Here is a 740-nt window from a genome sequence, read left to right as displayed (position 1 = left end):
ACCGATCCGAGACGTTCTATAAAAGCAGCGTTCGGAAAAAGACTCAAAAACACACACACACATTGCAGAAGGATATACAAAACAATTAATCCTGCTTGATTATGTAATAGATTGAATGAAATGATTAGTACCTCTAAAGCCCACTTCTTCCCCATACGACCAGTGAAAGGGAAAATGTAAAAACAACCATTAAAGCAGCCCAAGCAAGACTTACTATATCCATGTAAATGATATCCCCTATCTTTATAAAATATGAAGAAATTCTTCCATTATTGATTAATAATAATAGGGGAATCCGGGACGAAGAGTCAAAAATAAATTCTGCCTAAACAATATTACGGAACCTAATCTAATGACGCTACCCATCACCAATTTCTGGGTTTTTGATCGTAAAATCGGACAATATTAAATCCAAAAAAGATCTAAAGTATTGAAATTATGAAGAAAGAATAAGTCAATTCGAGTTTTGTATCTATTAGGCGGCACCCGGATTTGAACTGGGGAAAAGGGGATTTGCAGTCCCCCGCCTTACCGCTCGGCCATGCCGCCAAAATCTGAAAAAATCACTGAAAAAGTCAAATGTTCCCCCTTTTTTCGTTTGTATTTTCAATAAGAGGATTCAAACTTCCCCCCCCCCCCCCCCCATTAACTCTTGCCTGTGAATTAATGTAATGAAAGGTTCGTGAATCTCCAACTTAGTTTACTTAATGGCATAAGTAAATTGAAAAGTAAATTGATAC

Annotated in this window: 1 protein-coding gene and 1 tRNA gene; both read right to left on the bottom strand. The window is 36.9% G+C overall.

The window, feature by feature from the left end; translation table 11 throughout:
* Positions 1-133 precede the first annotated feature (133 nt).
* Complete coding sequence (locus tag QQK25_RS24960; protein WP_069187528.1) at positions 134-223, bottom strand: cytochrome b6/f complex subunit VIII; 90 nt, start codon at positions 221-223, stop codon at positions 134-136.
* A gap of 254 nt (positions 224-477) precedes the next feature.
* Positions 478-549, bottom strand: a tRNA-Cys gene (locus QQK25_RS24955).
* Between the last annotated feature and the right edge of the window lie 191 nt (positions 550-740).

The sequence above is a fragment of the Zoogloea oryzae genome, assembly GCF_030161255.1.
Classification (GTDB): Bacteria; Pseudomonadota; Gammaproteobacteria; order Burkholderiales; family Rhodocyclaceae; genus Zoogloea; species Zoogloea oryzae.
Note: the sequence above shows the minus strand (reverse complement) of the source record. Positions and strands in the feature narration are given on the sequence as shown.